The sequence below is a fragment of the Nonomuraea sp. JJY05 genome (assembly GCF_043496855.1).
In the GTDB taxonomy this organism is placed as follows: domain Bacteria; phylum Actinomycetota; class Actinomycetes; order Streptosporangiales; family Streptosporangiaceae; genus Nonomuraea.
This window is the reverse complement of the sequence record NZ_JBIEIS010000086.1, coordinates 1-25305: the sequence shown is the minus strand read 5'-3', so window position 1 is coordinate 25305 and position 25305 is coordinate 1. Positions and strand designations below refer to the sequence as shown.

The window sequence follows — 25305 nt, the reverse complement described above, 5'->3', positions numbered from 1 at the left end:
AGAGCCAGTGCCAACCCTGCCCGGTCCGAGCCAAGTGCACCACCTCCCGCGACGGTGCGCGCAACGTGGGCTTTCCTCCGCGAGAACTACACGAACTGCAGCTGCGCAACCGCGCGGAGCAGCGAGAACCGGACTGGCACAAGCGCTACGAGGCGCGTTCCGGCATCGAGGGCACCATCTGCGAGTTCGCCCACGGCCATGGCATGCGCCGCTGCCGTTACCGCGGGCAAGCCAAGGCCCACCTGCAACACGTGCTCACCGCCATCGCCGTCAACGTCGAACGCCTCAGCCGGCACCCTCCTGGAGAAAGCGCGCCCCCACGACCGCCGACAGCCTTCCAGGACTACCTCGACCAGCAAGGCATCCCGCGCTTGCGTTCCTGGCGAGCCGCCAGCTGACCCGACAGCGAACAAGATCCCCGACAGAGTCAAGCTGAGCGAATCACCGTGCGACGGGGGCGCCGCGACGTCTTCCCGCTCACCTGGGACGGCCGCCACCGGCCGGCCGTCCGGATCTGCCCGGTGATTCGCCTGGCGCTCCAGTGGCCGACCTGGTGATCAGCCTTGTGGCGCCGTCGCGCCGTCCCCCGGGGACTCGGTTGCTGCCGAGGGTTCACCGCTCGGTCCGGCCCCGGTCCCGGCCGGGCGGTCGTAGACTCCGACGGCCCACCTGCCCGGCGTTTCACCGAGCTTGGCCGACAGTCGTTCGCGTACTTCGGGGCGCCACAGCAGCTGTGCTGTCTCGTCACACAGTTTCGCCTTCTTCGGACAGCCCTTGACGCCTTGCGCCACCTCCTGGACCGGGGCGTCCGCCGGAAAGACCCAGACCTGTATGGACTGCGGACGCTTCAGCCAGTCCGCGGGCGCCGAAAGCTCGTCGTGATGCGAGCCTGCCGGCTCCCCGCACCGTCCGACCGCACCGCCCTTCTCACCGCCCTTGAGCTTCTCCACGGTGACCGCCCACGCCTGGGGATCGTCGCAGACCACCTTGAACCCGGTGGAGAAGCTGGTCGGAGTGAAGGACACCGTCCGGGCGGCACCCACCGTCTCGAACCGCTGGGAGTGGATCAGGGAGAGGTCGAATTGCTCGGCCCCCAACCGCACGGGAAGGTTTTCGGGCAGCTTCGGGCCGGGCTCGACCTGAGCCGAGTCCGCGGAAGGCTGGGCTGCCGTGACCCCGCCCGTCTGGGGCGCTCCGGTCAGCAGTCCGTTGCCCAGTCCGACGGCGGTCACCGCGATAACCGCCGCCGCCCCGGACGTCACCGCCCGCCGAGTACGGCGCATGCGCCGGCCCCGCCACACGATGGCGTCGAGATGAGCGGACGGTTCGCGGCCGGCCTGTTCCTGGAAATGCTCGGTCAGAAGCGTGCGCAGGTCGTTCTCGGTGTGCCTCATCGCTGGACCCCCTCCAAGTTCATGGTCTGAATGTCGGGATCGACCCGAAGCCGGGCGAGGGCCCGGCTGAGCTGGGTCTTCACCGCTCCCAGTGAGCAGCCGACGATGTCGGCGACCTGGGTGAGCGTCCGCCCCTCGAAGTAGTGCAGGACGATCACCGCACGCTGACGGGGAGAAAGCGTGCCGATCGCACTCCACAGCGCTGCTTTCTCGTCCACCTCGGCGGCCAGGTCGCGCGGATCGGCCGTCTCGGGGAGCGTCTCCGCCGGGACCTCCCCGCGCCAGAGCCTGCGCCACCACGACGCGTGGGTGTTCACGATGATCCGATAGACGTAGGGGTCGGGATTGCCCTCGATCCGACGCCAGGCAAGCCACGCCTTCGCCAGCGCGGTCTGCACCAGGTCCTCGGCCGTACCCCAGTCCCGGGTCAGGAGATATGCCATCCGGCACAGCCGTAGATGCCGGTGTGCCACGTACTCGGCGAACCCCTCGTCCATTCATCATCTCCGCTCGTTGTCTCTGGCGATGACTACTCCCTGGGAGGCGCATACGGATGACAGGCTCCCGCGACCTTCTTCGGCGCGCGACTCCGCGTCACCATCTTGACTGGTGACTAAGCAGGTGGCAGGGTTGTCACCTGTTGAGCTGGTGACACCGGCGCGAACAGGAGGACGCATGGCCGAGGTCCGCGACATCGAGGTCGTCGTCTTCGACGTCCTCGGAACACTGGTCGACGAGCCCGGCGGGCTTCGAGCGGCGATCCGCGAGGCCGTGCCCGCGTCCGGCGACGCGGCTGTCGACGAGCTGCTCACCCTGTGGCAACAGCACGTGGAGACAGAGCAGCGACGCATCGCGCAAGGGCATCGCGCGTACGCCACCACCGAGATCATCGACAGGGAGGCGGCTCGGCGGGTGGCCGCCCATGCCGGGCTCGCCGATCCGGCGGCCGTCGCCCGGCTGGCCGCGGCGGGGCAGCGCCTGCCCCCTTGGAGCGACTCGGTCGCCGGTCTCGAACGGCTCGCGCGGCGCTTCCCCGTGCTCGGCCTCTCCAACGCCGGCCGCACCGCCCTGCTGCGGCTCAACGCCCATGCCGGGCTGCGCTGGCACCAGGTCCTGTCCAGCGAAGCCGTCCTGGCCTACAAGCCGGCGCCGGAGGTGTACCAGCTCGCCATCGACGCCGCCGGATGCCCGCCGGAACGCGTGCTCATGGTGGCCGCCCACGCTTGGGACCTGCGTGGAGCCCAAGCGGGGGGCATGCGGACCGCCTACGCCCATCGACCGGTCGGAGATCCGCCGAGGAGCTCCGACGTCTTCGACTGGCGGTTCAACGGACTGGACGAGCTGGTCGCCAGGTTGACGGCGAGGTAGCCGCGGCGGCCTTCGGCGGCCGGCCGCGCGGCCTAGGCGGCCCCGATGCCGGTGGCGGCCCCGATGCCGGTCGGCGCCGATGCCGGTGGCGGAAGGTGGCGGACGGCGGCCGTCAGGGCGACAGCGCCGCGCGCACCGCCTTGACGCGTTCCTCGGTGAACACCCCGGTGTCGAGCAGGTCGAGGATCGACAGGACGCGGCCGGACGAGCCCCAGCTGCCGTCCTCGATCACCCGGAAGTTCACCCACCACGCCGGTGACGGGGCCGGCAGCCCGCAGGCCTCGGCCAGCGCCGCCAGGATGCGTTCGATGGCCTCCGCGCGAACCTCGCGCCGCCAGTCGGCATCCATCACCGCCACGTCGACGACCATCACGTCCTGCTCGGCGTCGGCGAGAAGGACGCCGCCGATCGCCATCATGTCGGGCGCGCGCTCGGCGAAATGGACCTGGAAGCCCACCCGGGCGGCCGGCGCGAGCTGCCCGACCTCCGGCACCAGGACCGCGTCGGTCAGCGTCCGGGCCAGCACGCGCCGCTGCTCGACGCTCAGCCGTCCCTGCGGCGCGGTCACCGTGATCACTGTCATTGGTCTCCTCCTGTGACGGTTGTTTCTCAAAGGGCGAAGTAGGCCCGCAGCTCCGGGGGCAGGGCCGCGGGATCCGGTTGGAAGATCTCCAGCAGGAGCCGGTCGGGGCCCTCGGCCATGGCGTAACGGGCGGTGGGTTCGTGGCGGATGCCGGTGACCGAGACGCCCATGGCGCGCAGCCGTTCCACGACGGTCTCCAGCTCGTCGGTCTGGATGCCCAGGTGGTGGACGGTGGAGCGTTCGGTGCTGCGGGGAGGCTGGTCGTAGAGGTGGATGCGGCCGGAGCCGACCGCCAGGAAGACGTTGCGGGCGCCGGCGAAGACGTCGTCGTAGACCACTCGGGCGCCGAAGCCGCCGCGCCAGAAGGCGATGGTGGCGTCGATGTCACCGGCCATCAGGTGGGCGTGGTGCAGGTTGATCATGGTGGGGGCCCGTTTCGGGTCGGGAGCGGGTCGCGGGCCAGGACGAGTTTGGTGGTACGGGCGGCATAGGCCGTGGGGGCGTCGTCCCAGTCCGCGAGCAGGGTGATGACGCGTTCGGCGGGAAAGCCGGTGCGGTGGACGAACTCCAGGAGGTCGGGGAGGGTGGCGCGGGCATGGGAGACGCCTACCCGGAGGGTGGCGTCGGTGGCGTACATGCGCATGAGAGGGACGCGGGTGCCGGTCGCCAGGTAGTAGCCCACCGCGGTGCACACGCCGCCGGGAGCCGTCGCGGTGAGCGCCCGGCGCAGGCCCGGGGCTCGTGAGGTGGCTTCGACGACGATGTCATAGGTGCCGCGGACGGGGCCGGCCAGTGGCCGGGCCTCGGCGCCGAAGGATTCGGCGATCTGGCGTCGCCCGGGGGCGTCGTCGAGGTAGTGGACGGTGTCGGCGCCGTGGGCGACGGCGAGCCCAGCGGCGTACAGACCGATGCTCTTGGCGCCGCCGCCGAGGACGAGCACCCTCGCGCCCTCGCGGCGGGCGAGCGGGGGGACGACCGTGCGCCAGGCGTCGGCGAGGTTGTCGCTGGCCGCGGCCACGCGCAGCGGCGGAACGCCGTCCGGGACGGGGACGAGCATGTGGTCGGCGTACGGGACGCGGATCCGGTCGGTGACCATGCCGCCCCACGGGCCGCTGGCGGGGCCGAAGCCGTAGGCGGCGAGAGTGCCGCGGGTGGTGGTGGCGCATTTGGAGGTGAGCCCGGCCAGGCAGCGGGGGCAGGTGCCGCACGAGACCGCCCAGGGGACGACGACTGTCTGGCCGACCAGGACCCGTCGCACGCCGGAGCCGACGGCGACGACTTCGGCGACGCATTCGTGGCCGATCGGGAAAGGCCCCAGGAAGGGGATCTTCCCGCAGATGGAGGCGACGATCGGGTCGACGAGGCCGAGCGCCATCCCCGCCTGCAGCGCTCGCGAGACCGGCCGGTGGATCGGGAGGGTGTCGCCGTCGCAGCGGCCGGCCAGGAACGGGCGGACGATGGCGTCACCCGGTTCGGCCGGTTGCGGCGCGGCGCGTTCGCGCCAGGCGAGGCGACCGCTGCGCAGGAAGACGAGTTCGTGCACGCTGTCGGGGGTCATCGCGACGCTCGCGGACCGACCGCCGTGCGGCACCTCGCCCCAGCCGAAAGCGGGCTCGCGGACCGGCCGCCGTGCGGCGCCTCGCCCGTGCCGAAGGCGGGCTCACGCACCCGTCGTGTCCTTGGCCGGCGCCTTCAGGTCCGCGTACCGGATGACCGATCCGCCCGCTCCCCAGGTGCCGTCGGCCTGCTCGTGGATGAGCACCCACACCCGCAGCGCGTCGGAGGCCGTCAGCCCGGCCGCCTCCAGGACGATCCGCGTCGCCTCCTCGACCAGCCCGCTCTTGCGCCGGTCCGACAGCGCCCCCTCCGGGACCGTGACGTCGATGCGGAAGCGCGGCAGGTCGTCCTCGACGGTCGTCTGCGCCCGCGCCGGCAGCTCGGTCAGGTAGCTCCACGCCTGGGCGCGGAAGAACGCCGTATCCGGGGCGCCCTCCCAGCGCAGCAGCGCCCGCGCGAGCTCGCGCTGGACCTCCGCCCGGCCCTGGTCGGTCAGTGCCCCGGAGGGGGCGGTGAGCTGGATCATCGGCATGAGACACCTCCTGGGAAGGACGGGTTATGACGACCGTTATAACCGCTGCTCACGGTAGGCTATAACGCACGTCATAATCAACCTGGGGTACTACATGGCACAGCGGGAACCGCGGTCACGGGAGCGGATCATCTTCGGCGCGGCCGATCTGATCCGGCGGCGCGGCCTGGCCGGGAGCACGGTCCGGGATCTGGCCGCGCACTCCGGCGCGCCTCTCGGCTCCACCTACCACTACTTCCCGCGCGGCAAGCAGCAACTGGCCGCCGAGGCGGTCCGCTTCGCCGGCGACCTGGTCACGCGGGTCCTGGAGCGGGAGCTCAAGGCCGGCCCGGCGGCCGGTCTGCGCGCGTTCCTGACCTTGTGGCGGCAGACCGTCCTCGACAGCGACTATCGCGCCGGCTGCCCCGTCCTGGCCGTCGCGGTCGAGGAGCCTCCCGCCGACGGCCCTCCCGAAGCGATCGACGCGGCCGCCGAGGTGTTCGGCGCGTGGGAACGGATGCTCGCCGCGTCGCTGCGCGACCACGGCGCCGACCAGGCCCAAGCCGCCCAGCTGGCGACCCTGATCGTGGCGGCGGCGGAAGGCACGGTGGCGATGTGCCGCGCCCGGCGCGACATCCGCCCCCTCGACGACGTCACCGCCCAACTCGAAGCACTGGTACGGCACGCGACCGGCGGCTAGACCGGCCGGGAGATCGAGGAGCGTCACTCTCGTGGCCGATCGGCCTACCGCGTGTGACGATGGTGTGTGAAATCTGGGATGCTTCGCCCCGGGATCGAGCACACGCCAGTCATTGTGGAGGCGGACGAATTGCGGCTGAACGGAGACGAAGGACTTGGCGCGCGATTCCGGGTGGAGCAGGGAGCGTCCGAGGGCAAGGGCGAGGTGCTGTTCGCCTACGACGCGGAGCTGCACCTCCCCGTCGTGCTCAAGCGCACCCATTCGGGCGAGGCCCGTGCTCTCACCAAGCTCGTCCACCCCCACATCGTCACCGTCCACGACGTCCTGACCGTTGACGACGGTCCTCGGGCCGGCACGTGGCTGGTCATGGAACGGGTGCCGAACGGCAGCCTGTCGGGCCGGAGCTTCTCCTTCCAGGAGGCGGCCCGGATCGGCGCGCAGATCGCCGACGCCCTGACGGCACTGCACCGCAAGGGGCTGATCCACTGCGACGTGAAGCCCGCCAACATCGTCATGGACGCCGAAGGGACGGCGAAACTCGCCGACTTCGACGCCGCGCGGCGGCTCGGCGGCGTGGAGACGATCTCGCCCGACCGCCCGATCTCCTACACGCCCGACTACGCCGGTCCCGAGCTCATCGGGGGCCGCCCGGATCCGGCCTCCGACGTGTTCTCGCTCGGCGCCACCGTCTACACGCTGGTCGCCGGGAATCCCCCGCGCCCCTGGGCGCACGCCGAGGGAGACCAGCGCGTCCCGGACGACGACCGGCGGATCGTGGGATGGGCGACGCACCACGGCGTCATCCAGCTGACGGCGGAGATCGGGCCGCTGCGCCCGGTGCTGACGGCGATGCTCCAGAGCGAGCCGGGCAGGCGGCCGGCCGCCGCCGCGGCTCGCGACGCGCTGCGCGACATCGCCGACCCGCCCTCGTTGTGGCGGAGGACCCGCGATGTCGCCGGACGCCGGTGGCAGGCACTCTCCGCGGGTGCCGCCGCCCTGGCGCTGGCCGCGACCGGGACGGTCTGGCTCGCCGACCGCGACGATCGTCCCACCGCTCCCCCGCCGGCCTCGACGCGCGCGACGTCCGCGACGCCCGCAGCCCCCTCGACGCCCGCGACCCCCGCGACGCCCGTGACTTCCGCGACCCCCTCGACGTCCGGCTCGCCCAGCACCGGCGAGAAGGCGAGGATCGTCGCGTCCAAAGGCCCCTCGACGACCTACGGCAGTTGCCGGAAGAACTGCGCCTTCGTCGAGTTCCGGGCCACCGGCCTCAAGCCGAACACGAAGTATGTCTTCCGGCCGTACACCGACAACTGGGGTGCGTTCAACCCCGGAGCGACGTTCACCACCGACGAGAACGGCGAGCAGCACACGGACGACCGCTTCCCGTGCGGCGCTACCGGCCAGAAGGTGTGGATCGTCGCCGAAGGGCCGGACGGGGAACGAGTCGTGTCGAACAAGTTCACCTGGGCGGCCGGATGACCCGGTCGTCAGGCAGGACCAGGTGAGCGAACCGGAGGAGGTACCGATCGGTCAGCGCGACGAGTGCGACCGGGCCGAGCCGGCGGCCCGCGACGCCGTTGCGGGAGGCGCTGGACGCCGCCGTCCGATACAACGAGGATCGTCCGGACCGCGCCCGCTTCTACGCCGTCGTCCAGGCCGAGGGCTTCGTACGCCGCATCCGCGCCGTGCTCGACGGCCTCCAGACGCACGGGCTGCTCCACGGACGATGCCACGACCACGGTCCTGAGCCACCGCCTCATCCCCGGGGAGGTCGCCGGGCGTAGCCCTGCGACGTGCGTCAGCCCTCCTGCTCGGTGGGGCGGATCAGCAGCTCGTTGACCGCGACGCGCCGGGGCCTGGTCACGATGTAGCTGATCGCGTCGGCGATGTCCTCGGCCTGCATCCGCTCCACCGAGGAGAAGCGCTGGTTGATCTGCTCCTGGATCTGCGGGCGGTTGTGGCCGGCCAGCTCGGTCTCCACCGCTCCCGGCTCGACCAGCGACACCCGGACGTGCCGGCCGGCGAACTCCTGGCGCAGCGACTCGCTGAAGGCCCCCACGCCGTGCTTGGTGAGGTTGTAGACACCGCTGCCGCTGCGCGCCACCCGCCCGGCCACCGAGCTGATGTTCACCATGTCGGCCACCTGGCGGGGGCCGTCGGCGGCGGCCCGTACCAGGTGCGGCAGCGCGGCGTGCGCGCAGTAGAGCACGCCGAGCACGTTGACGTCCACCATGCGCCGCCACTCCTCCAGCGGCGCGTCGGCGGCCGGGCCGAGCAGCATCACCCCGGCGTTGTTGACCAGGGTGTCCAGCCGGCCGAGCTCGGTCGCGGCGCGCTCCACGACCTCCTTGGCCTGCCGCTCGTCGCTGACGTCGGCCACGAGCGTCAGCGCGGTCCCGCCCTGGCCGCGGATCTTGCCGGCCAGCTCCTCCAGGCGATCGGCCCGCCTGGCCACCAGCGCGACGGCGGCTCCCTGGGCGGCCAGCGCCAGCCCGGTCGCGGCCCCGATGCCGCTCGACGCTCCCGTGATCAGCGCCACGGTGCCATTCAGCCGATCCGCCATCGAAGCCCCCCATCAGCCACGTTCGTGATTCACCTCGCAGGCTACTCCGTCGCCCGCCGTAACTGATCTCGGGGCGGCGCGCCTATCGCGGCGCCAGCGCGGCGAAGGCTTCGTCCAGGAGCTCGACGAGGTCGAGCCGGCCGTCGGACGCGGTCCAGTGGTCGACGGCGATGTTGAGGCAGTCGAGGGCGGCGGCCACCCGCACCGACAGGGCCAGCTCCGTGGGCACAGGGGCGGCCGTGCGCTCGGCGAGGGCCTGGACCAGCTCGGGCCACCAGCAGTGCTGCTTCTCCAGGTGGCGCGCACAGGGCGGGAGTGTCCCTGATGAGGCGGGTCGTCGCGAGGGTGCCGGCGCGGTCCTCGTGATAGAGCTCGATGACGGCGTCGAGCGCTCGCCGCAGCGCCGTCCAGTCGTCCTCGCCGGCGGGGCGGGCGCGCAGGGCGGCGGCGTCCGGCCAAGCAGTGGACCCCACGCCCAGCCTGCAGTGGACCCTCGACGCCGTCACCGAAGGCCCGGCTTTCGTCCGGAACGGCCGGATGGATCTCCTGGCCGCCAACCGGCTCGCGCGAGCCTTCTACGCCGACGTCTACGCCGATCCGCAGCGCCCGGCGAACATCGCCCGGTTCACCTTCCTCGACCCCAGGGCCCACCGGTTCTACCCGGACTGGGCCCCGCCGCGGACACCTGCGTCGCCATCCTCCGCACCGAGGCCGGTCGCGACCCGCACGACAAGGAACTCCACGACCTGGCCGGCGAGCTGTCGACCCGCAGCGACGAGTTCCGCAGACGGTGGGGCGCCCACGACGTGCGCCACCACGGCAGCGGCACGAAGACCTTCCACCACCACATCGTCGGCAACCTCACCCTCGCCTACGAGGGCCTGGAGATGGCCGCCGAACCCGGCCTCACCCTCACCATCTACGCCGCCGAGCCCGGCTCGCCGTCCGAAAAGGGGTTGCGCCTGCTCGCGTCGTGGGTCGCCGCGCAGGAGGCGGACTCCACGCCGCAGCCGCAACCGGCCGATTGACGCCGGCCTTCGACCGCCCAGCCGGTGCCCAAGGTGCGCAAGGTGCCGGCGGTGCCGACGGTGCGCAGGGTCAGGAGCCGGTCCGGGTGCTGACGCGCGGGCCGTTGTACTCGGCGTCGGTGACGTGTTCCAGCCAGGTGGCGCCGTCGCCTTCCCACATCGCGAGGTGGATCATGAACCGGTCCGGGGCGGCGCCGTGCCAGTGCTCCTCGCCCGGCGGCGTGTGGACGATGTCGCCGGGATGGGCCTCGATGATCTCGCCGCCGCGCGACTGGATCAGCGCGACGCCCTCGACGATGTACTGCGTCTGGCCCAGGCCGTGCGAGTGCCAGGCGGTACGGGCACCGGGCGCGAACCTGACCACGTTCGCCCGCGCGCGGGAGGGGTCCTCGCCCCGTTGGATCACGTCGGCCCAGGCGTCGCCGGTGAACCACTCGGCGGGCAGCTTGGTGGTCGGCGGCTGCTTCAAGATCTTCATGGATGTCTCCTCCGCGGCCGGTCGGCCGGCCTGGTGAACGAGTGAGGCTTGGGACGGGGCCGGGCGCGTACGCCCCAACGGCGAACGCGCCCCGGCAGCGGCCCATTGCCCATGAAACGCCTGGTCAGGCGGGTGTGACAGGCTCTGGTGTTCCACGTACCCGCAGACCACCCCTGGCCGCGGCCGGTTCGCTCGATGCGGCCGTCAAGAATTCGTGACCTTGCGCAGCCCTTCCAGCGCGTCCGGATCGCTCAGCGCCGATCCCACGGCCACTCCCCTGCAGCCCGCGGCCAGGAAGGCGGCCGCGTTGCCCGCGTCCACGCCCCCGGTCGCGACGAAACGGACACCCGGGAACGGCGCGAGCTGCGCCTTGATCCAGTCGGGCCCGAGTTGCGCGGCGGGGAACGCCTTCAGCCAGGTGAAGCCGTGCGCCAGGGCGGCGGCGATCTCCGTGGACGTGGCCACGCCCGGCAGGTGCGGCAGCCCGAGCCGCAGCGACTCCGCCACGACCTCGGGATGGAGTCCTGGCGCGACGGTGAAGGCGGCGCCCAGGTCGCTGACGGCGGTCAGCTGCTCGGCCGTGGTCACCGTGCCCGCTCCGACGCTCTTGCCGTTGGCCCGGGCGGCGTCCAGCGCCGCGCGCAGGGACGGCAGCGCGTCGGGCGCCTGCACGGGCACCTCGATGAGCTCGACGCCGAACGCCCAGGCGTGCTCGCACATGGCCACGGTGGCCACGGGGTCGAGGTTGCGGAAGATGCCCAGGATCGGGCATCTGCCGAGATTAGTGTCGAAGAAGTCAGCGGCGTCCATAGCGGTCTCCTCCCCAGCCCAGACTCTTGGAGATCTCGTGGGCCGCGTCACGCAGGTCGTCGACGTACGCGCGCAGCTCTTCCAGCGGTACGACCGCTCGCAGAGCGGTGATCGAGATGCCGTGCGTGACCTTGCCCCGGGCGTCGAAGACCGGGAGCGCCACGCAGTTGATGTAGTCCTCGTGCTCGCCGTCGTCCTCGGCCCAGCCGCGTTCCCTGGTCAGGGCGAGCTCGGCCGCGAGCGCCTCGGCGGTGGTGATCGTCGTCGGGGTGAAGCGGGTGAACGTGGTGTGCTCCATGACCCGTGCCCAGGTCTCGGCGTCCTGGTAGGCGAGGATGACCTTGGCGACGGCGGCGGTGTGCGGCCGGGCGGGCAGCCCGATGCGGGAGCCCATGGACACGGTGCCCCGGCCGTCGACCTTGTCCACGTAGATGACCTGGTCCCCGACCAGCTCTCCCAGGTGGACCGTCTGGCCGTAGCGCTCGCTCAGGCCGTGCAGGATCGGGTGCGCGAGCGAGCGGGCCTCGACCTGGTCGAGCGCGAGCTGGCCGAGCGCGATGAGCTGGAAGCCCATGCCGTACATGCCGCCGGGGACGCGCCGTACGAAACCGCCCTCCTCCAGCGTCTGCAGCAGGCGCAGCGCGGTGGACTTGTGCACGGCGAGGTGCTCGGCGATCTCGCCGAGCGTGCGGTGACGTACGGAGACGAACCCGACGATGTCAATGGCCCGTGCGACGGTCTGCGACATGCTGGTGTGCTCCTTGTCCGAGCAACGAGACGATCTCGCCGGCGGGAGGAAGGTCGGCCAGGTCGGCCGGGGACATCAGGACGCGGGAGGCCGCGTAGTGTCCCAGCCGCAGGCGGGTGAGCTCGTCCCGGCCGTCGAGGAACCCGCTCAGCCAGCCCGCCGCGAAGGCGTCGCCCGCGCCGACGGCGTCGAGCACCTCGACCGGCGTCGACGGCGCGCGATGCACGCCCTCCGGGGTGAAGGCGACCGCCTCGATCGCGGCGTCCTTGACGATCAGGTACGGGGGCCGATCGACGAGCCGGCGCACGCTCTCGGCGTCGGAGGTGCCCCACAGCGCCGCCGCCTCGTCGCGCCCGACGAAGACGATGTCGGCGCGCTGGGCGAGCTCCAGGAGCACGGCCGGGGCGTCGGCGTCCTTCCACAGGCTCGGCCGGTGGTTGACGTCGAAGCTGACCGCGGCCGGTCCGAGCGGCCGGTCGAACACGATGTGCCTGGTCAGCTCCAGGCACTGCGGGGAGATGGCCGCGGTGATGCCGGAGATGTGCGTGACCCTCGACGGCCGGGCGGCCCAGCCCGCGACCTCGGCCACGGTCATCGCCGAGGCGGCCGAGCCGCGCCGGTAGTAGTAGACGCGGGTGCCCGAGGCGGTCGGGTCCTTGAAGTACACGGCGGTGGGCCGCTCGTCGTCGCGGCGGACCAGATCGACGTCCACGCCGTGGCCGCGCAGCGCGTCCAGGACGAGGTCGCCGAGGGGGTCGCGGCCGACGGCGCTCGCCCAGGCCGTGGCGTGGCCGAGCCGGGCCAGCAGCGCGGCGACGTTCGACTCCGCGCCGCCGGGGCGCAGGATGAACGCGCTGTCCGCGTCGAGCCGGCCGCCTGCCGTCGGGGTGACCATCACCATGGTCTCGCCGATCGCGAGCACGTCCGCGGGTCTCATCGGCTCACTTCCTTCATTGCAAATATCGCAACGCCTATGCTGCATTTGCAATATATCGGATGAGCCCGCCGACACCGGCGGCCGGGATCACCCGTCAGACGTCTCCTGGCGAGGACACGCTGACCGCCTGGAGGTAGCCCCGGTAGGTGTCGAGCAGCGGGTCGCCGGTCTCGGCCATCCACGCGAGCAGGCCCTGCCGCGCCGCCTCGAGGTCCTTCCGGCGATCGGGGTCGCCGGCCAGGTCGGCCAGCGCATGCGGGTCGCCGTGCAGGTCGTAGAGCTCCTCGGGCGCCCGGTGCCGGTAGAAACGGGCCCGCTCGGCGAGCCGTTCGTCGCCCGAGGCGGCGGCGAGCAGCGCCGGCCAGGTGCGCCCCGTCATGTTCTCGGCCCGGTATTCCCGGGTGCCGTCGGACCACTCGTTCCAGATGTAGCCGAAGCGGTCGTCCTGCCGGCACCGCATCTCGTACCGGCCCTTGGCCGCCGTCTCGTGGAACACCGTGAACACCGCGTCCCGGCCGTCCTGGGGCTCACCGCGCAGCAGGGGGAGCATGCTCCGCCCGTCCAGTCCGGCCGGTCCTTGCAGGCCCGCCGCCGCGCAGAACGTGGGGAACAGGTCGATCATCGACACGAACGCGCTGTTCTCGCGCCTGCCCGGGCGGGTCACCCCGGGCCAGCGGACGATCAGCGGCGTCCGGCTGCTCTGCAGGTAGCAATTCGCCTTGGCGAAGGGCACGGCGATCCCGTTGTCCGACAGGAACACCACCAGGGTGTCCCCGGCGGCGCCCGCCTCGTCCAGCGCGCGCAGCACCTCGGCGACCACGTCGTCGCAGCGGCGGGACGAGCTCAGGTACTCGCGGTACTCCCGCGCCACCTCCGGCAGGTCGGGGAGGAAACCGGGCACGCCTCCGACGTCGTCCGCCGGCCCGAAGACCTTCGACGGGGCCGGGTAGGAGGCCCGGGCCTCGGCCGGGAACCGGTCCAGCTCGTCCTGGCTGCCGGAGTACGGGCGATGCGGATCGTGCGCGTTGGCCATGAGGAACCAGGGCCGGCCCCGCGCGGCCGCCTCCTCCATGAACCGCCGAGCCGCCTCGCCGTAGGCGCGCGGATCCCGTCCCATCCCCAGGTCGCGCATGCCGCGCGCGTGGTCCCAGCCGAACGCCTCCACCGGCTGCAGATGCTCCACCTTGCCGAGGATGCCCGACAGGTACCCGGCCTCGCGCAGGACCCCGGTGAGGACCGGCACGCCGTCGGCGATCGGCTCGAAGCCCTGGGCGCCGTTGCGATGCGGCCAGCGACCGGTCATGATCGCGGAGCGGCTGGGCTGGCACACCGCGATGGCCACGTGCGCGCGCCCGAAGGTCATCCCCTCGGCGGCGAGCCGGTCCAGGGCGGGCGTCACCTCCGCCGGGCCGCCGAAGCAGCCCGGGGTGTCGCCGCCCATGTCGTCCGCGGTGATCAGCAGGATGTTCGGTGGCATGCGGCCTCCTCAGCGGCCGGCGGCCACTCGGCGTTCCCACGCGGCGTGCCGCTCGGGCGTCCAGGCTGCCTCCGCGGCGTGCCAGGAGACCGGCGTGGCGCCGGTGGCGGTGGACAGCCGCTCCGCGAGGTCGTCGGCGAGGTGGGCGCGGCCGGTGGCGCGCAGGTGCTCCATGTAGCGGACGGGGTCGTTGTAGTAGGTCGGCCCGGCCTGCAGCGTCGTCTGCATGGGGTCGGGCAGCGCGCCCGGCCGGCCCGCGTAGGCGTGCCACCATTCCGAGAGGTGCGTACGCATCTGCGCCGCCAGCTCCGGCTCCTTCTCGATCAGATCGGTGGTGAGGTGCGGATCGGCGGTGACGTCGAAGAGCTGCTCCCACTCGGCGCGGAAGCTGCCCGGATGGTAGGTCCGCATGTAGAGGTGGTCGCGGGTGCGGACCGACCGCTGGTAGGTGTGGGCCCCGTGACCGAGCACCAGGTACGGGCGCGACGGGATTGCGCGGCCGCGTACCGCGTCGGCGAACGAGGCGCCCTGCCACCCGCCCGGGATCGGGACGTCCAGCAGGTCGCACAGCGTCGGGGCGAGGTCGATGTTGTACAGCAGGGCCTCGCAGCGGCGCGCGTCCTCGGGCAGGTCGTCGGTGACGCCGGGCCAGTAGACGACCAGCGGCACCCGGTGGACCGGCTCGTTGGCGTGCCCGTGCTCGGCGTAGGAGCCGTTCTCGCCGAAGGACTCCCCGTGATCGGCGCTCACGATGATCGCGGTCTCTTCGGCGATGCCGAGCTCCTCCAGCGTGGCCAGCAGCTCGCCGAACAGGCTGTCCCAGTACATGATCGTGCCGTCGAACCCGTTGATGAGGTGCTCGAAGTCGGCGCGGGTGCGGATGGCCTCCGGCATGTTGTGCGGGACCGGCGAGCTACGCGGCAGGACGAAGTAGTGCAGGTCGAGGGCGCTGCGCGGCCCGTAGACCTCCGCGTGGCCGTCGATGGCCTCCTGGTCCGGCCAGGCCGGGGGCGGCCCGGAGGCGGCCGCCTGCTCCGTCCACCCCGGCTCGGTCAGGTACGGCGTGTGCGGCTCCCAGTAGGTCAGGTGCAGGTACCAGTCGTCCTCGTGCGCGTGGCGGCGGATCCAGTCCAGCCCGACCCGGTTGATGTCGCGCCCGTCCTCGTCGTTGAGCTCGTTGCCGGCCCGGATCGACTCGCGGAAGTTGCCCAGGAAGTGGTAGGCGCGGTGCCGCTCGGCGAACATCGACACGGCGGCCGTGTAGTAGCCGTGCGCGCCCAGCCGCTGGCCGAGCAGCGGCCGGTCCGGATGGGGGCCGTGGCCCGGGTCGAGGCGGAACCTGGCGGCCTCGCCGAAGTGCCCGACGACGCCGTTCGTGATGCCGAACTGCCCGCTGGTCAGCGCGGTGCGCGAGGGCAGGCAGGGCGAGTCGGAGCAGTAGTAACGCTCGAACACCACGCCCTTGTCGGCCAGTGCCTGCAGGTTCGGCGTGGTCGGCCGCCGGTAGCCGTAGGGCTGCGTGTGGTCGGCCCGGAGCGTGTCGACGTCGATGTAGATGACGCGCATGGAAACCCTTCGTGTGTCGGTCAGCCGGGATCGCGGGCGCAGCGGAAGCCGGTGTTGCCTCCGGAGCTGTCCGGCGTGTTGTGCGAGCGGGCGGCGACCCGGTAGCGGTTGCAGTAGGAGGCGTGACAGAGGTAGGAGCCGCCGCGCGTCACCCGGTCGGTGCCCGAGGGCGGGCCGGCCGGGTTCCGCGCCGCCCGCGCGGAGTGGTCGGTGCCCCACCAGTCGGCGCACCACTCCCAGACGTTGCCCGCCATGTTGTGCAGGCCGAAGTCGTTGGGCGGGAACGCGTGCGCCGGCGCGGTCCCCGCGTGGCCGTCCTCGGCCGTGTTCGTGACCGGGAAGCGGCCCTGCCAGATGTTGGCCATGTGCCGGCCCTCGGGGGTGAGCTCGTCGCCCCAGGGGTAGCGACGCTGGTCGTGGCCGCCTCGGGCGGCGTACTCCCACTCCGCCTCGGTCGGCAGCCGCTTGCCGGCCCAGCGGGCGTAGGCGTCGGCGTCGTGCCAGGAGACGTGGACGACCGGATGGTCGCCGCGGTCGTCCAGGCCGCTCCCCGGCCCTTCGGGATGGCGCCAGTCCGCTCCCCGGACGGCCGCCCACCACGGGGTGACCTCGGGCCGCGGCGAGATCCGGCGCAGCTCCCGGTTCAGGAAGCGGACGAACACGTAGGACCAGCCGATCCGTTCGGCCTCCGTGACGTAGCCCGTCTCGGCCACGAATCCCGAAAAATCATCATTCGTCACTGCGCAGCGGTCGATGAGGAACGGCGAGAGCTCCACCGTACGGACCGGGCCCTCACCGTCGGAGGGGAAGCCCTCCGCGTCGTCGCTGCCCATCCGGAAGCGCCCGCCGGGAAGCGGCGCCATCCCGGCGTCGGATCCACGCCCCGCCCGCAGGGGCCGTCCCGCCGCCGTCGACGCGCCGGACGGCGGGCGGCCTGGGGTGCAGCAGCCGCTCATCCCACAGCCCTCACGGCGACCGGCGTCGCAGGCAGGACTCGGAGGGTTGGACGGCTTGGTACGCCTGTGCGCATGGTGGAACTCCTCGTGAAGCCGGGGACGACGCCGCCTGCGCTCACGTCGTGCCGACTGACGGCACCGGTCCGCGCGGGACCGGCGCCTGGGGTGTCTCGGGAAGGTCAGGCCTTCGTGCCCGGGATCGCTTCGAGACGCAGCAGGCTCGTCTCGAAGAGAGCGCACATGTCGGTCGCGGGATCGCGCAGCCACTGCAGCTGCAGGCCGTTCATCAGGGAGACCAGCTCGGCGGCCGTGGCGGCCGGATCGAGGGACGGGGACATCCGCCCCTTCTCCTGGTCGGCGATGATCAGCCGGGCGATCCGGTCCCGGACCCGCTGGTTGCGCTGGTAGAAGAAGCCGTGGGCCGGGTGCGCCGGGTTGAGGCTCTCGGCCGCCTGGACGGTGAACAGCCGGACGAGGCCGGGCTGGGTCTCGTTGCGGCGGCAGAACGCCATCAGCCATTGCCTGGTGGTGACCTCAACCCCCTGGAACCGGGCTTCGACGTGCTGCTCGTCCTGGAGGTCGCGCTGCTGGAGCACCGCGAGGATGAGGGATTCCTTGCTGTCGAAGTGATGCAGCAGGCCCGGCTGGGAGACCCCGACCTTCTGGGCCACTTCGGCCAGGCTCGTGCCCCGGAAGCCCGCGACGGCGAACGCGTCCGCGGCGACGGCGAGGATCTGCTCCCGTCGCGCGGCGGCCGGGCGGCGAATCCGGCCACTCTCCGTTCGTGCCATGCGTGCCTCCCCTTTCGCGCCTTCGGTCGTAACTTACCGAGTACTCGGTAGGCAAGAAAGTCCTACCTGTGAGTAACTTGCTCCAGCAGCGCGTCGCTGAGCTCGGCGAGCGTCGCCCGGGGCAGCAGCCCGACGGCGGTGGCCGCGATCTCCACGAGGCTGAGCGTTCCGGCCATGGCCGGCAGCAGGCCGGGGATCCGCTCCTCGACGATCGCTCGCGCGGCCGGGTCGGCCAGCAGGTCCCGTAGCGGCGTGTGCACGCTCAGCGGCCCGTCCGGATAGTCCGCGCGCCGCACCGGCTCCCGCGCCGCCACGACCTGGGCCCACTGCCGCCGCACCTGCAGATGGTCCTCACCGGGCTCGCCGTGCGCGGGCAGGCCGAGCCGCTCGTACTGCTCGGCGGGCGCGCCGGTGTCCCGCAGCAGTCCGACCAGGAGGCGGATCATCCGGGCCTCCAGCGCGTCGTCGATCAGCGGGCGCTCTTGCCCCGGGTCCTCCTGGAGGTCGAACAGCAGGGTGCCGAACGCGTGCGGGTTGGACATGGCCTGGCCGCGGGTCCGCAGCACCGGCACGCCCTTGGTGAACGCGAACGGCGCCACCAGTTCGGCGTCGCGCAGTTCCTCGGGGCGGAAGCGGGCCACCATGTGCGTGGGCATCAGCGTGTACTCGAACAGCGGGCCGTTGGACGCGTCCTTGGGCGCGCGCATGTAGACGTACCGGCCGTCGGTGACGCTCACGTGGCCGCCGAAAGCGCCGAAGAGCGCCGCCTGGCGCACGGGCCGGCCCGACGCGACCGTCTCCCGCAGCGGCCTGCCCTGCATGTCGGGAGGGCACGGGAGCCCGAACCACTCGAGCAGCGTCGGCCCGAAGTCGATCGTCTGCACCAGGGCCGGACGGCGCTCGCCCGCCGCGTCCGCGCGCGGGTCCCAGACGAACAGCGGCGTGTGGATGGTCTCGTCGTACCACGGCGGCACGTTCTTGCCCCACCATCCGTGCTCCCCCAGCAGGAAGCCGTGGTCGGTCACGACCATCAGCAGGGTGTCCCGCCACAGGTCGAGCTCGTCCATCCGGTCGAGCACCCGGCCCAGCGAGCGGTCGCACATCGACAGCAGCGCCGCGTACCGGTTGCGGACGTGCTCGACCTGCTCGGGGGTCTCCAGCACCTGCGCGTAGTCCGGCCAGTCCAGGTGCGGGCCGTCGTAGTCCTCGGGGTAGAGGTCGTGGTAGCGCGGGTAGCTGAAGAACGGCTCGTGCGGGTCGAAGGTCTCGATCTGCAGCAGCCAGCCGTCCTCGGCGTGGTTGGTGTCCAGGAAGTGCAGACCCGCGTCGAAGGTCAGGGTCTGGGGGTGGTCGGCCTCGTCGGCGAGGTAGCGCCGGTTCACCCAGTCCTGGCGATAGGCGGGCCTTCGCACGCGTTTGAGGTCTTCCGGCATCTCCGGCTCGGCGACCTGGCCCTTCCAGAAGTCCCCTTCCTGCCCGCGGAAGAACTCGTAGGTGCGGAATCTGTTGTGGTAGGTCGCGCCGCCGTCCTCCCAGTAATGCAGGTGGTCGGTGGCCAGGTGCGTGTGCACGCCCGCCTCGGTGAGCAGTTGCGGGACCGAGTCGTCGAACGGCTCCAGCGGCCCCCACCCGCGGTGCAGGAAGTTGTAGCGCCCGGTGTGCATCTCCCGGCGCGCCGGCATGCAGGGCATGCTGCCCGCGTAGCAGTTGTCGAAGACGGTCGCGCGCTCGGCGAGCCGCGCGAAATTCGGGGCGTGTACGTCGTGCGCCCCATAGGGAGGCAGGTGGCGGCGGTTGAGGCTGTCGAACATGACGACGATGGCCTTCACGGGCATCCCTTCCCTTACCTACCGAGTATTAGGTAGGTAACGTCGAGGACATCCAACAGCCGGACCGCCGGCATGGCAACCCCGGCCCGAGGCCCGGGCCGGGGTGCGGGGTCCTACTTGAGGCTGTCCGGGACGCCGGACTTGTCGCCGAGGCCGACGAGGTAGTCCGCGTACTCCTTCACGTTGTCCTTCTTGACGAGCTTGCCCTGCAGCGTCTCGTCGGCCTGCACCTGCTTGCCGCCAAGCACGTCGGAGGCCAGCGAGACCACCTTCTGCCCGAGCGCGAACGGCGACTCGGCGTTCGTGGCGTACATCTCGCCCGCCGCGACGGCGGCCAGCGCGTCGGCGATGCCGTCGTTGCCGACGACCTTGACCTTGCCCACCAGGTTGCGGGCCTTGAGCGCGGACAGCACGCCCATCGCCATCTCGTCGTTGGCCGCGTACACGCCGTCGATGTCGGGGTTGGCCTGCAGCACGTTCGTCATCACGTTCAGGGCCTTGGCCCGGTCGAAGTCGGCCGCCTGCGTGGCGACGACCTTGATGTCCTTGTGCGTGGCGATCTGCTGCTGGAAGCCCTTGCTGCGGTCCTGGGCGACGTTGGTGCCGAGGATGCCCTGGATCTCGACGACCTTGCCCTTGCCGCCGACGGCCTCGGCCAGCGCGTCGGCCGCGTTCTTGCCGGCCTGGACGGCGTCGTAGCCGACGAACGTGGCCAGCTTGCCGCCGGACGGCTTGCGGTCGAAGGCCATCACGGGGATGCTCGCCGAGTTCGCCTGGGTGACGGAGCTGCTGGCCGACTGGCTGCCCACCGGGTCGAGGATGAGGATCCCGGTCTGCTTGGAGATGGCGGTCGTCGCCTGGTTGAGGAAGGTGGCGTCGGAGTTGTCGGCGTTCTGCACGTTCAGGGCGATGCCGCTCTTGGCGGCCTGGGCCTCGGCGCCGTCCTTCACGCTGATGAAGAACGGGTTGCCGAGCGTGCTCATGATGATCGTGGCGTCCTTCTTGCCGGACGCCTGGGCGGCGCCCGTGGTCGCCTCCTCGCCGCCTCGGCTGCAGGCGGTCAGGGAGACGGCGGCCAGGGCCGCGACGGCGATGAGCTTGCGGGGAGTGCGCATGGATCTTTCCTTCAGATGTGCTGGGCGAGTTCTGGGGTACGGACGGGGGATTCGGTCCTGCGCGGCACGAGCCTGCGCAGGATGTCGACGTTGCGGTCGAGGAAGACGGCCAGGAGGATGACCAGGCCCTTCACCACGTCCTGCAGGAACGGGGAGACGTCGAGCAGGTTCATCCCGTTGTCGATGACGCCGAGCACGAGCGCCCCGACGAGGGTTCCGAGCAGGGTGCCGCGGCCGCCGGCCAGGCTGGTGCCGCCGATGATGACGGCCGCGATCGCGTCCAGCTCCAGGCCGGCGCCGGCGGTCGGCTGGGCCGTGGACAGCCGGGCGGTGATGATGAACCCCGCCAGGGACGCCAGCACGCCGCTGATGACGAAAGCGAGGATCTTGACGCGGTGCACCCTGATGCCGGACAGCCGCGCGGCCTCGACGTTGTCGCCGGTGGCGTAGACGTAGCGGCCGAAGCGGGTGCGCGCCAGGACGTACCCGAAGATCCCGAACGCCAAGAGCATGATCCACACCGGCACCGGCACGCCCGCGAACCTCGCCTGCCCGATCCCCTGGAAGTCGTAGTCCGTCACGGGGATCGGGTTGCCCGAGGTGATGTGCAGGGTGAGCCCCGCGAACACCGACATCGTGGCCAGCGTCGCGATGAACGACGGCATCCTGGTCCTGGTCACGAGCAGGCCGTTGACCAGCCCGATGGCCGCGCCGGTCGCCAGGCCCGCGGCGAGGGCGGGGATCAGCCCGTACGTGCCGAGCGTCAGGGCGGTGACGACGGCGGAGAAGCCGAGCGCCGAGCCCACGGACAGGTCGATCTCGGAAAGGATGATCACATAGGTCTGCCCGGCCGCGAGCAGCGCGGCCACGGAGGTCGCGAGCGCGACGTTGAGCAGGTTCGTCGGGGTGAGGAAGACCGGCGAGGCCACCGAGAGGACGATCCCTACCAGGAGGAGCATCCACACCGCGCGCAGCCGGCCCGCGACGGTCTTGAGCTTCGAGGTCATGCGGCACCTACCAGTGCGTGCTTGAGGATGGACTGCTCGTCGAGGTCGTCGCCGGTCAGCTCGGCGACGAGCCGTCCCTCGCGCATCACGACCACGCGGTCGGACATGGCGACGAGTTCCGGCAGGTCGGAGCTCACGAGCAGGACGGCGACGCCGTCCGCGGTGAGCTGGTTGATGATCCTGTAGATCTCGGTCTTGGCCCCGACGTCCACGCCGCGGGTCGGCTCGTCCATGAGCAGCACCCGCGGCCGGGTCATCACCCACTTGGCGAACAGGGCCTTCTGCTGGTTGCCGCCGGACAGCGAGCTGACCGCGATGGACGGGGAGGCGGCGCGCACCCGCAGCTCCGAGATGACCGCGCCGGTGGCCGCGCGCTCCTTGCCGCGCCGTACGACCCCGCTGCCGGAGCTGAACTCGCGCAGCGAGGCCAGCGACACGTTCGCCTCGACCGACTGGCCCATGCACAGGCCCTCCGCCTGCCGGTCGGGCGACAGGTAGGCGATCCGGCTGCCGATCGCGTCCTGGACGCTCGCGACGCGTACGCCGGAGCCGTCCACGAGCACGGACCCGCCGGTCAGCGGCTGCAGGCCGAACAGCGCGCGCAGCAGGTCGCTGCGCCCGCAGCCGACCACGCCGCCGATGCCGACCACCTCGCCGGCCCTGACCCGCAGATCGATGTCGTGGAAGCGGGCGCCGGCCCCGCCGCGCACCTCCAGCACGACCTCGTCCCGGGCGTTGCGCTCCTTGGGGTAGAAGTCGTCCACGGCGTCGCCGACCATGGCGGTGACGACCTCGGCCGGGGTGAGCCGCTCGGTGGGGGCGTCGAGCGTGACCCGGCCGTCGCGCAGCACGACGACGCGGTCCGACAGGGCGAAGACCTCGTCCAGCCGGTGGCTGATGTAGATCACCGAGACGCCGGCCTCGCGCAGCCGGTTCACCTGGGCGAAGAGCTGCTCGGACTCCTGCTCGTCGAGCGCCGCGGTCGGCTCGTCGAGGATGATCAGCCGCAGCTCGTGCGTCATGGCCTTGGCGATCTCGAGCATCTGCCGCTCGGCCACGCTCAGCTCGCTGACCTGGCGATGCACGTCGATCTCCATGCCCAGGCGGCGCAGCGCCTGCCTGGCCTCGGCGGCCATGCGCTGCTTGGAGACGAACAGGCGGCCGAAGACGCGCTCGCGGTCCAGCACGTACATGTTCTCGGCCACGCTGAGGTGCGGGAACAGGTTCTGCTGGAACTCCTGGTAGATGACCTCGATGCCCTGCGCCATCGCGGCCTGCGGGTCCTTGAACACCGTCGCGGTCCCGTCGATCAGCAGCCGCCCCGAGTCGGGCTGGTGCGCGCCGGAGATCACCCGGGTGAGCGTGGACTTGCCCGCCCCGTTCTCCCCGACGAGCGCCACGACCTCGCCGGGACCGACGTCGAAGCTGACGCCGCGCAGGACGCTGTTGTCGCCGAAGGACTTGCGCACATCGGCCAGCTGGAGATGCATGCCAGGCTCCCGATCAGTACACGACGCCCGCGGTGAGCAGGACGTTGGCGTAGGGGGTGAACTCGCCGGAGCGCACGGCCGCCCTGGCCCCGGCGGTGGCCCGCTTGAACTCGGTGTGCGGCAGGAACTCCAGCCTCAGGCCGAGCCGGTCGAACCGCTCCTCGATCGCGGCCAGCATGTCCGGGCTGTGCTGCTTGATCTCCTCCGACAGCAGCACGCCCTCCACGGCCACCTCGTCGAGCACCGCGTCCAGCAGGTCGAGGAAACGCGGCAGGTTCTCCCTGACGGCCAGGTCCACGCGTTCCACCTCCCTCGGGATGGGCAGGCCCGCGTCGGTGACCACGATCGTGTCCGTGTGGCCGAGCTCGGAGATCACGCGGGCGAGCTGGGCGTTGAGCGTTCCTTGGTTGCGCCTCATCGGGTGGCTCCTTCCATGGAGGTGTTGACCAGTGGCTCGACCTCGTCCCTGGCGGGGAGCGAGGGGCTGGCTCCCGCCTTGGTGGTGGCCAGGGCGCCGGCCGCCATGCCGTACTGGATGGCGGTGTCCACGTCGAGGCCGGCGGCGAGGGCGCCGCCGAAGAAGCCGGTGAACGCGTCGCCGGCCGCCGTGGTGTCCACGGGCGTCACGGCGTACGCGGGGAAGTGGCGGGTGCGCTCCTTCGTGACCGACAGGGCGCCGCCCGCGCCGAGAGTGATGATCGCGTGGCGCACGCCGCGCTCCAGGAACCAGGCCGCCGCCCGCTCCGCCGACTCCAGGTCCGTGACCTGGACGCCGGTCAGCACGGTGGCCTCGCTCTCGTTGGGGGTCACGATGTCGAGGTACGGCCACACGTCGCCGGGCAACTCCTGGGCGGGCGCCGGGTCCAGGACCACGGTCAGCCCGGCCGCCGCGCCCTCCCGTGCCGCGTGGCAGGCGACCTCCGTGCGGATCTCGAGCTGGAGCAGGAGGACGCCGACCCGGTCGCGGACGCGCTCGACGCTCTCCGTGACCATCGCCTGGTCGAGGGAGGCGTTGGCGAGCGGCGTGATGACGATGTCGTTCTCGCCGGAGGCGTCCACGCGGATGTGGGCGACGCCCGTGCGGCCCTCGACCGTGCGGACCTCGGTGAGCGTGACGCCGTGCGTCTCCAGGCCGGACAGCACGATGTCGCGGAACGGGTCCTGGCCCACGCAGGCGGCCATCCAGGTCGGCGCGCCCGAGTGGGCCGCGGCCACGGCCTGGTTCGCGCCCTTGCCGCCGAGCACGAGGGTGAAGTCGTCGCCGAGCACGGTCTCACCGCGCCGCGGCAGCCGCCGGCTGAACGCCGTGACGTCCGCGGTGATGCTCCCGACGACGAGAACACCGGTGGGTTCCATGGGGTTCCTCCAGATTCGGGGATGGGTGACCCGAGGGCACGGCCCATGTGCCGTGTCCTTGCGGGTGCGGGGTCGATCAGCTCCCGGCGGGGTGCCAGACCGTCTTGGTCTCCAGGAACGCGGTCATGCGTCTCGTTCCGCGGTCCTGCGCCGTGGTGAGCACGCGTTTGAAGTTCTCGGCCGCCGCCTGTTCGCAGGCCGGCTTCAGCTCGGGGGCCGCCACGCCGGTGAGGTCGAGCCCGTTGACGTCCATGTGCGCCGCCAGCCACGGGGCCAGCTCGGCCTGGTGCCCGGTGAGGATGTTCACCACGCCGCCCGGCAGGTCGGAGGTGGCCAGCACTTCGGCGAACGTGATCGCGGGCAGCGGCGCCCGCTCCGAGGCGACCACGACGCAGGTGTTGCCGGTGACGATCACGGGTGCGACGGCGGTGACGAGGCCGAGAAGGGGCTCGGCGGGCGCGATGACCGCGACCACCCCGACCGGTTCCGGCGAGGACAGGTTGAAGTACGGGCCCGCGACCGGGTTGGCCGTACCGCGTACCGCGGCGATCTTGTCGGACCAGCCCGCGTACCAGACGAGCCGGTCGACGGTGGCGTCCACCTGCTCCAGCGCCTGCTTGCGCGGCCCGCCGAGCTCGTCGGCGAACTGGGCGCGGCGGCCCTCCAGCATCTCGGCGACGCGGTAGAGGATCTGCCCCCGGTTGTAGGAGGTGGCGCCGGACCAGCCGGGGAACGCCTTGCGCGCGGCCACCACCGCGTCGCGGGCGTCCTTGCGCGAGGCCCTGGCGGCGTGCTCCGTTCTCGTCACGGGGTAGGACCTCCCGCTCTCCGAGCGCGGGAACGCTCCACCGATGAACAGCTTGTACGTCTTGCGCACGGTCACGCGTCGATCAGACATCGAGGTAGGCCTCCAGGCCGTGCAGACCGCCCTCGCGGCCGTAGCCCGACTCCTTGTAGCCGCCGAAGGGCGAGGCGGGGTCGAACTTGTTGAAGGTGTTGGCCCAGACGACCCCGGCCCGTAGTTTGTCGGCCATCCAC

General features: G+C 71.8%; 28 protein-coding genes and 1 pseudogene. 5 read left to right on the top strand and 24 right to left on the bottom strand.

Going from position 1 to position 25305, the window contains the following annotated elements; genetic code table 11:
* Positions 1-398, top strand: a 398-nt coding sequence (locus ACFKCF_RS60060; RefSeq protein ID WP_394506290.1) for a transposase, incomplete at its 5' end; no start/stop codon positions are given.
* Positions 399-557: 159 nt separating this feature from the next.
* Here ACFKCF_RS60060 and ACFKCF_RS60055 read toward each other — a convergent pair.
* Both ACFKCF_RS60055 and ACFKCF_RS60050 read right to left on the bottom strand, forming a co-directional pair.
* Entirely contained in the window at positions 558-1394 is an 837-nt protein-coding gene (locus tag ACFKCF_RS60055) for a hypothetical protein (RefSeq protein WP_394506288.1), read from the bottom strand.
* Positions 1391-1891 carry a SigE family RNA polymerase sigma factor gene (locus tag ACFKCF_RS60050; protein ID WP_394506287.1) on the bottom strand — a complete coding sequence of 167 codons (501 nt, stop codon included), beginning with the start codon at positions 1889-1891 and terminating at the stop codon, positions 1391-1393. The genes ACFKCF_RS60055 and ACFKCF_RS60050 overlap by 4 nt, the downstream gene beginning before the upstream one ends.
* A gap of 178 nt (positions 1892-2069) precedes the next feature.
* On the opposite strand from ACFKCF_RS60050, the gene ACFKCF_RS60045 reads away from it, so the two are divergent.
* Positions 2070-2762 carry a haloacid dehalogenase type II gene (locus tag ACFKCF_RS60045; RefSeq protein WP_394506285.1) on the top strand — a complete coding sequence of 231 codons (693 nt, stop codon included), beginning with the start codon at positions 2070-2072 and terminating at the stop codon, positions 2760-2762.
* Between the two features lie 112 nt (positions 2763-2874).
* Here ACFKCF_RS60045 and ACFKCF_RS60040 read toward each other — a convergent pair whose 3' ends face one another.
* From ACFKCF_RS60040 to ACFKCF_RS60025, 4 genes are all read right to left on the bottom strand, one after another.
* Positions 2875-3345, bottom strand: coding sequence for a 4-oxalocrotonate tautomerase family protein (locus ACFKCF_RS60040; RefSeq protein ID WP_394506283.1), 471 nt, complete (start codon positions 3343-3345; stop codon positions 2875-2877).
* A gap of 26 nt (positions 3346-3371) precedes the next feature.
* Positions 3372-3767 carry a VOC family protein gene (locus ACFKCF_RS60035; RefSeq protein ID WP_394506281.1) on the bottom strand — a complete coding sequence of 132 codons (396 nt, stop codon included), beginning with the start codon at positions 3765-3767 and terminating at the stop codon, positions 3372-3374.
* Positions 3764-4903 carry a zinc-binding dehydrogenase gene (locus tag ACFKCF_RS60030; RefSeq protein ID WP_394506279.1) on the bottom strand — a complete coding sequence of 380 codons (1140 nt, stop codon included), beginning with the start codon at positions 4901-4903 and terminating at the stop codon, positions 3764-3766. The genes ACFKCF_RS60035 and ACFKCF_RS60030 overlap by 4 nt, the downstream gene beginning before the upstream one ends.
* A gap of 102 nt (positions 4904-5005) precedes the next feature.
* Complete coding sequence (locus ACFKCF_RS60025; RefSeq protein WP_394506278.1) at positions 5006-5434, bottom strand: 4-oxalocrotonate tautomerase family protein; 429 nt, start codon at positions 5432-5434, stop codon at positions 5006-5008.
* A 94-nt stretch (positions 5435-5528) separates the two neighbouring features.
* Between ACFKCF_RS60025 and ACFKCF_RS60020 the strand changes: the two genes are divergently transcribed.
* Positions 5529-6113 (top strand): TetR/AcrR family transcriptional regulator, encoded by a 585-nt coding sequence (locus ACFKCF_RS60020; RefSeq protein ID WP_394506276.1) that lies wholly within the window; start codon positions 5529-5531, stop codon positions 6111-6113.
* Positions 6114-6242: 129 nt separating this feature from the next.
* Positions 6243-7595: a protein kinase gene (locus ACFKCF_RS60015; RefSeq protein ID WP_394506274.1), complete on the top strand. Its 1353-nt coding sequence runs from the start codon at positions 6243-6245 to the stop codon at positions 7593-7595.
* 319 nt (positions 7596-7914) lie between these two features.
* Here ACFKCF_RS60015 and ACFKCF_RS60010 read toward each other — a convergent pair whose 3' ends face one another.
* Positions 7915-8679, bottom strand: coding sequence for an SDR family NAD(P)-dependent oxidoreductase (locus tag ACFKCF_RS60010; RefSeq protein WP_394506272.1), 765 nt, complete (start codon positions 8677-8679; stop codon positions 7915-7917).
* Positions 8680-8761: 82 nt separating this feature from the next.
* Complete coding sequence (locus ACFKCF_RS60005; RefSeq protein WP_394506270.1) at positions 8762-8908, bottom strand: hypothetical protein; 147 nt, start codon at positions 8906-8908, stop codon at positions 8762-8764.
* 146 nt (positions 8909-9054) lie between these two features.
* On the opposite strand from ACFKCF_RS60005, the pseudogene ACFKCF_RS60000 reads away from it, so the two are divergent.
* Positions 9055-9707 (top strand): annotated as a pseudogene (locus tag ACFKCF_RS60000) (hypothetical protein).
* Between the two features lie 70 nt (positions 9708-9777).
* On the opposite strand, the gene ACFKCF_RS59995 reads toward ACFKCF_RS60000, so the two are convergent.
* The 16 genes from ACFKCF_RS59995 to ACFKCF_RS59920 form a co-directional block, all read right to left on the bottom strand.
* Complete coding sequence (locus ACFKCF_RS59995) at positions 9778-10185, bottom strand: cupin domain-containing protein (protein WP_394506268.1); 408 nt, start codon at positions 10183-10185, stop codon at positions 9778-9780.
* Positions 10186-10389: 204 nt separating this feature from the next.
* Complete coding sequence (locus tag ACFKCF_RS59990; RefSeq protein WP_394506266.1) at positions 10390-10995, bottom strand: bifunctional 4-hydroxy-2-oxoglutarate aldolase/2-dehydro-3-deoxy-phosphogluconate aldolase; 606 nt, start codon at positions 10993-10995, stop codon at positions 10390-10392.
* Positions 10982-11743 (bottom strand): IclR family transcriptional regulator, encoded by a 762-nt coding sequence (locus ACFKCF_RS59985; RefSeq protein ID WP_394506264.1) that lies wholly within the window; start codon positions 11741-11743, stop codon positions 10982-10984. The genes ACFKCF_RS59990 and ACFKCF_RS59985 overlap by 14 nt, the downstream gene beginning before the upstream one ends.
* On the bottom strand, positions 11715-12680 hold the full coding sequence (locus ACFKCF_RS59980; protein ID WP_394506263.1) for a sugar kinase: 966 nt from the start codon (positions 12678-12680) through the stop codon (positions 11715-11717). Before ACFKCF_RS59980 ends, ACFKCF_RS59985 begins: the two co-directional genes overlap by 29 nt.
* A gap of 94 nt (positions 12681-12774) precedes the next feature.
* Positions 12775-14157, bottom strand: a complete 1383-nt coding sequence (locus tag ACFKCF_RS59975; RefSeq protein ID WP_394506261.1) for a sulfatase — start codon at positions 14155-14157, stop codon at positions 12775-12777.
* A 9-nt stretch (positions 14158-14166) separates the two neighbouring features.
* A complete protein-coding gene (locus ACFKCF_RS59970; RefSeq protein WP_394506259.1) occupies positions 14167-15723 on the bottom strand; it encodes a sulfatase in 1557 nt (518 codons plus the stop codon).
* Between the two features lie 20 nt (positions 15724-15743).
* Positions 15744-16586: a formylglycine-generating enzyme family protein gene (locus tag ACFKCF_RS59965; protein ID WP_394506257.1), complete on the bottom strand. Its 843-nt coding sequence runs from the start codon at positions 16584-16586 to the stop codon at positions 15744-15746.
* 272 nt (positions 16587-16858) lie between these two features.
* Positions 16859-17470 (bottom strand): TetR/AcrR family transcriptional regulator, encoded by a 612-nt coding sequence (locus tag ACFKCF_RS59960; RefSeq protein ID WP_394506255.1) that lies wholly within the window; start codon positions 17468-17470, stop codon positions 16859-16861.
* A 62-nt stretch (positions 17471-17532) separates the two neighbouring features.
* Positions 17533-19299, bottom strand: a complete 1767-nt coding sequence (locus ACFKCF_RS59955; RefSeq protein ID WP_394506254.1) for a sulfatase — start codon at positions 19297-19299, stop codon at positions 17533-17535.
* Positions 19300-19412: 113 nt separating this feature from the next.
* A complete protein-coding gene (locus ACFKCF_RS59950) occupies positions 19413-20414 on the bottom strand; it encodes a substrate-binding domain-containing protein (protein ID WP_394506252.1) in 1002 nt (333 codons plus the stop codon).
* Between the two features lie 11 nt (positions 20415-20425).
* Complete coding sequence (locus ACFKCF_RS59945; RefSeq protein ID WP_394506250.1) at positions 20426-21421, bottom strand: ABC transporter permease; 996 nt, start codon at positions 21419-21421, stop codon at positions 20426-20428.
* Positions 21418-22911, bottom strand: a complete 1494-nt coding sequence (locus ACFKCF_RS59940; protein WP_394506248.1) for a sugar ABC transporter ATP-binding protein — start codon at positions 22909-22911, stop codon at positions 21418-21420. Before ACFKCF_RS59940 ends, ACFKCF_RS59945 begins: the two co-directional genes overlap by 4 nt.
* Before the next feature lie 13 nt (positions 22912-22924).
* Positions 22925-23329 (bottom strand): D-ribose pyranase, encoded by a 405-nt coding sequence (gene rbsD / locus ACFKCF_RS59935; RefSeq protein WP_394506246.1) that lies wholly within the window; start codon positions 23327-23329, stop codon positions 22925-22927.
* On the bottom strand, positions 23326-24267 hold the full coding sequence (locus tag ACFKCF_RS59930) for a ribokinase (protein ID WP_394506244.1): 942 nt from the start codon (positions 24265-24267) through the stop codon (positions 23326-23328). The genes rbsD and ACFKCF_RS59930 overlap by 4 nt, the downstream gene beginning before the upstream one ends.
* 76 nt (positions 24268-24343) lie before the next feature.
* Positions 24344-25165, bottom strand: a complete 822-nt coding sequence (locus ACFKCF_RS59925; RefSeq protein WP_394506242.1) for an aldehyde dehydrogenase family protein — start codon at positions 25163-25165, stop codon at positions 24344-24346.
* The coding region (locus tag ACFKCF_RS59920) for an aldehyde dehydrogenase family protein (RefSeq protein ID WP_394504704.1) at positions 25158-25305 on the bottom strand (148 nt) is incomplete at its 5' end. The genes ACFKCF_RS59925 and ACFKCF_RS59920, both read right to left, overlap by 8 nt.

Excerpts from the sequence above, each read along its gene's own strand:
- ACFKCF_RS60055 (WP_394506288.1), bottom strand. The coding sequence starts at position 1,394 with ATGAGGCACACCGAGAACGACCTGCGCACGCTTCTGACCGAGCATTTC.
- ACFKCF_RS60050 (WP_394506287.1), bottom strand. The coding sequence starts at position 1,891 with ATGGACGAGGGGTTCGCCGAGTACGTGGCACACCGGCATCTACGGCTG.
- ACFKCF_RS60045 (WP_394506285.1), top strand. The coding sequence starts at position 2,070 with ATGGCCGAGGTCCGCGACATCGAGGTCGTCGTCTTCGACGTCCTCGGA.
- ACFKCF_RS60040 (WP_394506283.1), bottom strand. The coding sequence starts at position 3,345 with ATGACAGTGATCACGGTGACCGCGCCGCAGGGACGGCTGAGCGTCGAG.
- ACFKCF_RS60035 (WP_394506281.1), bottom strand. The coding sequence starts at position 3,767 with ATGATCAACCTGCACCACGCCCACCTGATGGCCGGTGACATCGACGCC.
- ACFKCF_RS60030 (WP_394506279.1), bottom strand. The coding sequence starts at position 4,903 with ATGACCCCCGACAGCGTGCACGAACTCGTCTTCCTGCGCAGCGGTCGC.
- ACFKCF_RS60025 (WP_394506278.1), bottom strand. The coding sequence starts at position 5,434 with ATGCCGATGATCCAGCTCACCGCCCCCTCCGGGGCACTGACCGACCAG.
- ACFKCF_RS60020 (WP_394506276.1), top strand. The coding sequence starts at position 5,529 with ATGGCACAGCGGGAACCGCGGTCACGGGAGCGGATCATCTTCGGCGCG.
- ACFKCF_RS60010 (WP_394506272.1), bottom strand. The coding sequence starts at position 8,679 with ATGGCGGATCGGCTGAATGGCACCGTGGCGCTGATCACGGGAGCGTCG.
- ACFKCF_RS59995 (WP_394506268.1), bottom strand. The coding sequence starts at position 10,185 with ATGAAGATCTTGAAGCAGCCGCCGACCACCAAGCTGCCCGCCGAGTGG.
- ACFKCF_RS59990 (WP_394506266.1), bottom strand. The coding sequence starts at position 10,995 with ATGGACGCCGCTGACTTCTTCGACACTAATCTCGGCAGATGCCCGATC.
- ACFKCF_RS59985 (WP_394506264.1), bottom strand. The coding sequence starts at position 11,743 with ATGTCGCAGACCGTCGCACGGGCCATTGACATCGTCGGGTTCGTCTCC.
- ACFKCF_RS59980 (WP_394506263.1), bottom strand. The coding sequence starts at position 12,680 with ATGAGACCCGCGGACGTGCTCGCGATCGGCGAGACCATGGTGATGGTC.
- ACFKCF_RS59975 (WP_394506261.1), bottom strand. The coding sequence starts at position 14,157 with ATGCCACCGAACATCCTGCTGATCACCGCGGACGACATGGGCGGCGAC.
- ACFKCF_RS59970 (WP_394506259.1), bottom strand. The coding sequence starts at position 15,723 with ATGCGCGTCATCTACATCGACGTCGACACGCTCCGGGCCGACCACACG.
- ACFKCF_RS59965 (WP_394506257.1), bottom strand. The coding sequence starts at position 16,586 with ATGGCGCCGCTTCCCGGCGGGCGCTTCCGGATGGGCAGCGACGACGCG.
- ACFKCF_RS59960 (WP_394506255.1), bottom strand. The coding sequence starts at position 17,470 with ATGGCACGAACGGAGAGTGGCCGGATTCGCCGCCCGGCCGCCGCGCGA.
- ACFKCF_RS59950 (WP_394506252.1), bottom strand. The coding sequence starts at position 20,414 with ATGCGCACTCCCCGCAAGCTCATCGCCGTCGCGGCCCTGGCCGCCGTC.
- ACFKCF_RS59945 (WP_394506250.1), bottom strand. The coding sequence starts at position 21,421 with ATGACCTCGAAGCTCAAGACCGTCGCGGGCCGGCTGCGCGCGGTGTGG.
- ACFKCF_RS59940 (WP_394506248.1), bottom strand. The coding sequence starts at position 22,911 with ATGCATCTCCAGCTGGCCGATGTGCGCAAGTCCTTCGGCGACAACAGC.
- rbsD (WP_394506246.1), bottom strand. The coding sequence starts at position 23,329 with ATGAGGCGCAACCAAGGAACGCTCAACGCCCAGCTCGCCCGCGTGATC.
- ACFKCF_RS59930 (WP_394506244.1), bottom strand. The coding sequence starts at position 24,267 with ATGGAACCCACCGGTGTTCTCGTCGTCGGGAGCATCACCGCGGACGTC.
- ACFKCF_RS59925 (WP_394506242.1), bottom strand. The coding sequence starts at position 25,165 with ATGTCTGATCGACGCGTGACCGTGCGCAAGACGTACAAGCTGTTCATC.